Source organism: Arthrobacter sp. H5 (genome assembly GCF_000520595.1).
In the GTDB taxonomy this organism is placed as follows: Bacteria; Actinomycetota; Actinomycetes; order Actinomycetales; family Micrococcaceae; genus Arthrobacter_D.
The window spans coordinates 146,164-151,287 of the sequence record NZ_KI914989.1 but is presented as its reverse complement, the minus strand read 5'-3'; the positions used below and the strand labels follow the sequence as shown (position 1 = coordinate 151,287).

At 62.5% G+C, this 5,124-nt stretch carries 6 protein-coding genes; 1 reads left to right on the top strand and 5 read right to left on the bottom strand.

The features are described 5' to 3' along the window. Positions 1–1,358: PucR family transcriptional regulator (locus Y708_RS23870; RefSeq protein ID WP_081746609.1), on the top strand; the 1,358-nt coding region annotated here is incomplete at its 5' end. A 6-nt stretch (positions 1,359–1,364) separates the two neighbouring features. Here the strand turns inward: Y708_RS23870 and Y708_RS0108375 are convergent. From Y708_RS0108375 to Y708_RS23865, 5 genes are all read right to left on the bottom strand, one after another. Beyond that, positions 1,365–1,715 carry a TraR/DksA family transcriptional regulator gene (locus Y708_RS0108375; RefSeq protein ID WP_028279577.1) on the bottom strand — a complete coding sequence of 117 codons (351 nt, stop codon included), beginning with the start codon at positions 1,713–1,715 and terminating at the stop codon, positions 1,365–1,367. 3 nt (positions 1,716–1,718) lie between these two features. Continuing rightward, positions 1,719–2,837, bottom strand: a complete 1,119-nt coding sequence (locus Y708_RS0108370; RefSeq protein ID WP_081746607.1) for a fatty acid desaturase family protein — start codon at positions 2,835–2,837, stop codon at positions 1,719–1,721. Between the two features lie 103 nt (positions 2,838–2,940). After that, positions 2,941–3,405: a sigma factor gene (locus Y708_RS0108365; RefSeq protein WP_028279575.1), complete on the bottom strand. Its 465-nt coding sequence runs from the start codon at positions 3,403–3,405 to the stop codon at positions 2,941–2,943. A gap of 99 nt (positions 3,406–3,504) precedes the next feature. Further along, positions 3,505–4,377, bottom strand: a complete 873-nt coding sequence (locus tag Y708_RS0108360) for a diacylglycerol/lipid kinase family protein (RefSeq protein ID WP_028279574.1) — start codon at positions 4,375–4,377, stop codon at positions 3,505–3,507. Beyond that, positions 4,364–5,124, bottom strand: a 761-nt coding sequence (locus tag Y708_RS23865; RefSeq protein ID WP_051478832.1) for an alpha/beta hydrolase, incomplete at its 5' end; no start/stop codon positions are given. The genes Y708_RS23865 and Y708_RS0108360, both read right to left, overlap by 14 nt.

Sequence of the window (5,124 nt, the reverse complement as noted above, 5' to 3'; positions counted from 1 at the left end):
CGGCCGCGGCCGCCGCCATACAGTGGGTCGCCGTGACCGAACTCGAGGATCCGCTGCCCTTCCTCAGCGGCGGCGAAGTGGTGCTGACCACCGGACTGCGGCAGAAGTCAGCCACGTCTCAACGCAATTTCGTCCAGCGGGTCCACGAATCGGGAGCTCTCGCGGTCGGATTCGGCACAGGACTGAGCCACGGGCATGTTCCCGCAGCGTTTCTGGACCGCGCCGATGAACTGGGCCTGCCCGTTTTCCTCGTCCCCTACGAGACCCCGTTCATCGCTATCGGAAAGATCGTCGCGGACTCCCTCTCGGCCGAACACTATTCGCGTCTCGAGAACCTGCTCAAAGGACACCAGATTCTGGCGTCGGCCCTGCTTGGAGGCGGCGGCCTTCCCCAGCTCCTCCGTGAGCTTGCCACGATGTTGAACACCGACGTCGTGCTGTCCCAGTATGGAACCCGACTCTTCACCACCGCGGCCACTGCGCCGTCGTCGGACACCAACTGGCACCGGGTGCCGGTGGCAACCGGGCTGAAGGACCGGTGCACGCTCTCGATCGCGGAACCGTATGTCCGTGACGCCATCGTGGCGTACGCGCAGAGCCTGATCAGCGTTGAGCTGAGCAACCAGGCGCGGCGGCGCGCCAGTGAACGGGCGGTGACGGGCCAGCTGCTGCAGGACATTGTGCGCGGAACAATTTCAGGGCCCGACGCCGTTGCTCGCCTGGGGGGCGCGGGCATTGACGTCTCGGCCCGGCAGTTGGTGATCCTGGTGGACGTGGCAACGGGTCAGCGCCGCGCGCTGCGGACCCTTCCGCTGCCATTCCTGGGAAGCTACGACGACGCCGTCAGCGCCCTTTTGGACGAGCGGCTGGTTTTGGTGGTGCCCGACGGCGACGGCGAGATGCTGAGCCGCCGGATCAGTGAGTACCTGCACGGCGCCGGCCTGACCGCGCGCGTGGGTTTCGGCGGTTCCTACGCCCAACCAAGCGGTCTGCGGTGGAGTTACTTCGAGGCACGCGAGTCCCTGACCCGGGGCGAGTCGGTGAACCGACCGGACAGGCTGAGCCTGACGTCCCTGCTGATGGCGAGCGAGGATGTGCCGCTGGCCGATCTGGCGTCCGAAGCGCTTGACCCGGTGGCGGACTTTGACGAAAAGCACGGTGCGGAGCTGATGCTGACGCTGGAGAAGTACCTCGCCCTCAACGGCTCGGTCGCCGCGGTGGCGGACGTACTGCAACTGCACCGCAATACCGTGCGGTACCGACTGCAGCAGATTGTGGATTTGTCCGGCTACGATCCGGGAGTGACCGCGGACCGGGTGCACTTGTATCTCGCGTTGAATGTTCGGGGGCTGCGGTAGACGTGCCTAGCCGCCCCCAGCATGGTTGATGCAGAACCGGGTCCAGGGCCGCGCCTCCAGACGGCCCTCGGCAATCGGCTGGCCGCAGACTTCGCAGGATCCGTAGGTACCGGCGTCGATCCTGGCAAGTGCGGCCTCAACTTCGGAAATACGGCTGTCCGCATCACGCATGAGGGTGGCGGACTGCGAGAGCTCAAACGCGATGGTTGAACCTTCTGGATCGTGCTCGTCATCCACATTGGAATCCCTGCGCAGATCGCTGACTGAGGCAATGTCGGCGCTCAGCGTGGCCTGCGCAGCAAGCGATTCGGCCAGTTCAGCTTCCAGCAGCTCACGGAACCGCCCGGTGTTCTCCATGCACTAACGGTACTGGCGCACCGCGGGACACTCGAATGGATCGGCGGATTTCAGCCCCACCTCGTTCAGGTAGCGCATCACAATGCCGTAGGAGGCAATGAGGGATGTCTCCGTATAGGGGATACCCTGCTGGGCGCAATGGTCCTTGACGATTTCCCGTGCCCGGCGCAGGTTGGGCCGCGCCATGTCCGGAAAGAGGTGATGTTCCACCTGATGGTTCAGCCCGCCCATCAGCGTGCGGATGAAGCGTCCGCCGCTGATGCTCCGCGAGGTAAGGACTTGCCTGCTGAGGAAGTCGACCCTGCTACCTTCGGGGATAACCGGCATTCCCTTGTGGTTCGGCGCGAATGAGGCCCCCATATACAGTCCAAAGACGGCAACCTGAACACCAACGAACGCGAAAGCCATGCCAACGGGCAGGAACAGAAAGACAATTGCCAGATAGCCGCCCAGCCGCACGCCAATTGCGGCCAACTCAAACCCACGGTGCCTCACCTCCCCGGGCTTCAGCAGATAGCGGATGGAATCGACATGCAGTGTGAAGCCGAGGAAGAGCAGAAGCGGGAACAGGAAGTACCCCTGGATGCGGGTGAAACCTGTCAGCAGCCTGCTGCGGCCCGCACCCCCTTCTTCATGGAAAACCACCGCACCGGTTGCAATATCAGGATCAACGTTGATCTGGTTGGGATGCGTATGGTGCCTGCCGTGTTTGTCCATCCAATAGGCAAAGCTCATTCCCACAAAAAGATTCCCGACCACCCGCGCCGACCAGTCATTACCCCAACGCGTCCGGAACACCTGATGGTGGGCAGCCTCATGCGCGTAAAAGGCGAACTGTGTGAGGAGTATGCCGAGGACGCCCGCGATGATCAGTTGAAACCACGAGTCTCCGAGAAGAACAAAACCGGTCCAGGCAGCGCCGAACAGTGACAACAGGACACTGAGGAATACCAGATAGAACCTTCGGCGGCGACGCAGCAAACCGGCGTCTCTCACGGTTCGCAGTAGGTTCGCGTACGTTCCTACTACCTTGTTGGCGCGGATTCTTGGGACAGTTGTTTCCTGCGTGGAGGATTCCGTGAACAATGAAATATCCGCGGAATCGTTGCTGAGCGTTGTCATGTTGTTAACCTCTTGGGAGTGCCGGCTGGAGCACTGCCGAGGTCTGGGGCAACACCTTTAGTTTAGTTAAGAACTGCGTATCGGTCGAGGCAACCGGCAGGTTTCAGCCAGGCGCAGGGCCGCTGTTGCCTGTGCCCAGGCGGTCGAGTGCCTCGCGAATCCGAAGCTTGACAGCCCCAACCGGTACACCGAGGCGGTCTGCGATTTCCCGGTAAGTCAGGCCCCCCAGGTACACCATTGGCAGTAGTTCAGTGTGGTGGGGAATAGACCGTTCAAGCCCGCAGGACCGCAGGTGGTTCACTGCCAGACGGTGCACCAGCTTGGTCAGCCACGCCAGTGGACTGCCCGACGACGGACGGTAATCTTCCGCTTCATTCCACACCAGGAGATAGGCATCCTTGACGATTTCGCGGCTTTTCTCGGGGTTGGAAATCAAGTGTTCCGCCAACGCACACACGCGCGGAGCGGTCAGGCCGTAGAACCGGCTAAAAGCGGTCCTGTCACCCGCGCCAATCTGGCGGAGCAATGAAGCCAGGTCAGCTGTTTGGCTGTTCAGCTCGGTTGTCATCTTCACCCCTGCAGAGTTTCGTAAGAATCCCATCGATACCGGGGTCCAGGGCATCCTCTTCCAGCCTAGCCGGACGTGCGCCGCGTGGCCAGTGTCCGGCTAGCTGATAACGGCCAGGGCACGCGGAACCGACTCTACGAGGATGGACGTATTGGCTTGGACCATGATCACTTCACCGTCCGCCTGGCAGGGAATGGGATCAGTGGTGGTGAAGGCGTACCGGCTCACGCTGGGCTGATCCCCCAGCCCAATGGTTACGGCCCGGAAGGTCATGAGCGCAATGCGCCACTTACCGGCGTGCGGCAACGTGATGACTTCAAAGAGGCCGTCATCCGGATGCGCCGATTCGCTGACCTTTCCGTACTTGGCCATGTGCGAGATGTTGGCGAACACCAAGCTGTCGAAGAGCGCGTGCGCACCGTCTGCACGCGAGATCTCGAACGGTTTCAAGGCGGACAGCGAGCGCCCGATCGACAGAAGCTCTGTCAGGGTTCCCTTGGTTCCTTCTTCGATAGCAATGGCCATCCTCGGAGTGAGGCCAAACCCAACATAGGAGTGGGCGTAGACGGTTCTGGATCCACCGATGGTCAGCCGCAGCAGATCTATCCGGTGCACGTCCGCACGTTCAATCGCGTCGATGACGGGCAGCCTGCCCGTGCTCCGCCGATGATCGTTGGCGTTCCCGGCCGCCATGACAGCGCACACAGCATCTGTGGGGCCCGCTTCCATGAGTCCGTTGACCACTTCGTGATAGCCGCCGTCACCACTGACCGAGACAAGCAGTGGTCTCCCGTTTGCGGCAAGCACCCGCGCCAGTTCCCTCGCGTGACCGGCAAACTCCGTGGGATGGTGTTCCACCTGCAGACCCGGCAGCCGCTCGGCAATATCCCGGTCAAGCATGGAGGCCAGGTGGGGTGGTATCCCCGCATGTGCTGGATTGTAGATGAGCACTACCCGATCAAACGGCGTCATCCGGCGTCCTTTCACCGGATGACAGGAGCGCCGCGATCCGGCCAAACGCACGGCGGGATTCGGGCAGCCACGGCAGCCCCGCAAAGACGTGAAACGCACCCGGATACACATCCAGCGACAGCCGTCCACCGGCGTCGTTCATTCGCTGCTGGAACAGGAGTGAATCCGCCATGCACACGTCCCGGTCGCCCTGGTGAATAGATACAGGCGGCAACCCGGCGAGCGCTGCCGGGTCGGCAAAAACCGGACTCAGCAATGGATGCCGCGGGCTCTCCGCCCCCGCCCACCACGAACCCGCTTCGACAGCGCCTGGTACAGCAAGCATGGGATCAACCCGCTCATACCGCGCTGTTTCCGGATTGGTGCCAGTGATGTCGAGCCACGGGGAGAACAGGATCAGGCGGCCGGGTGCGGGCAGTCCCTCGGCGGAGAAATGAAGTGCCTGTCCCACAGCGAGACCGCCTCCTGCGGAGTCACCTGCGAGTACGACGTCGGCGGGAACGGTTGAGCTGATGACGGCCTTGTAGACGGTGGTAAGGAAACCGTACGTGTCGCGGTGGGTGTGCTCCGGTGCCAGTGCGTACAACGGCACCGTAACCGTCGCGCCGGTACGCCGCACCAGCTCCGAGATAATCCACCAGTGTGGTCGCGCGAGCTCGTTGATATAGGTGCCGCCATGCGTGTAGATGATGTGGGTCCGGGAACTGCTGCGGCGGGGAGTGAGGGTCAGTACCCGCCTGCCCTCCT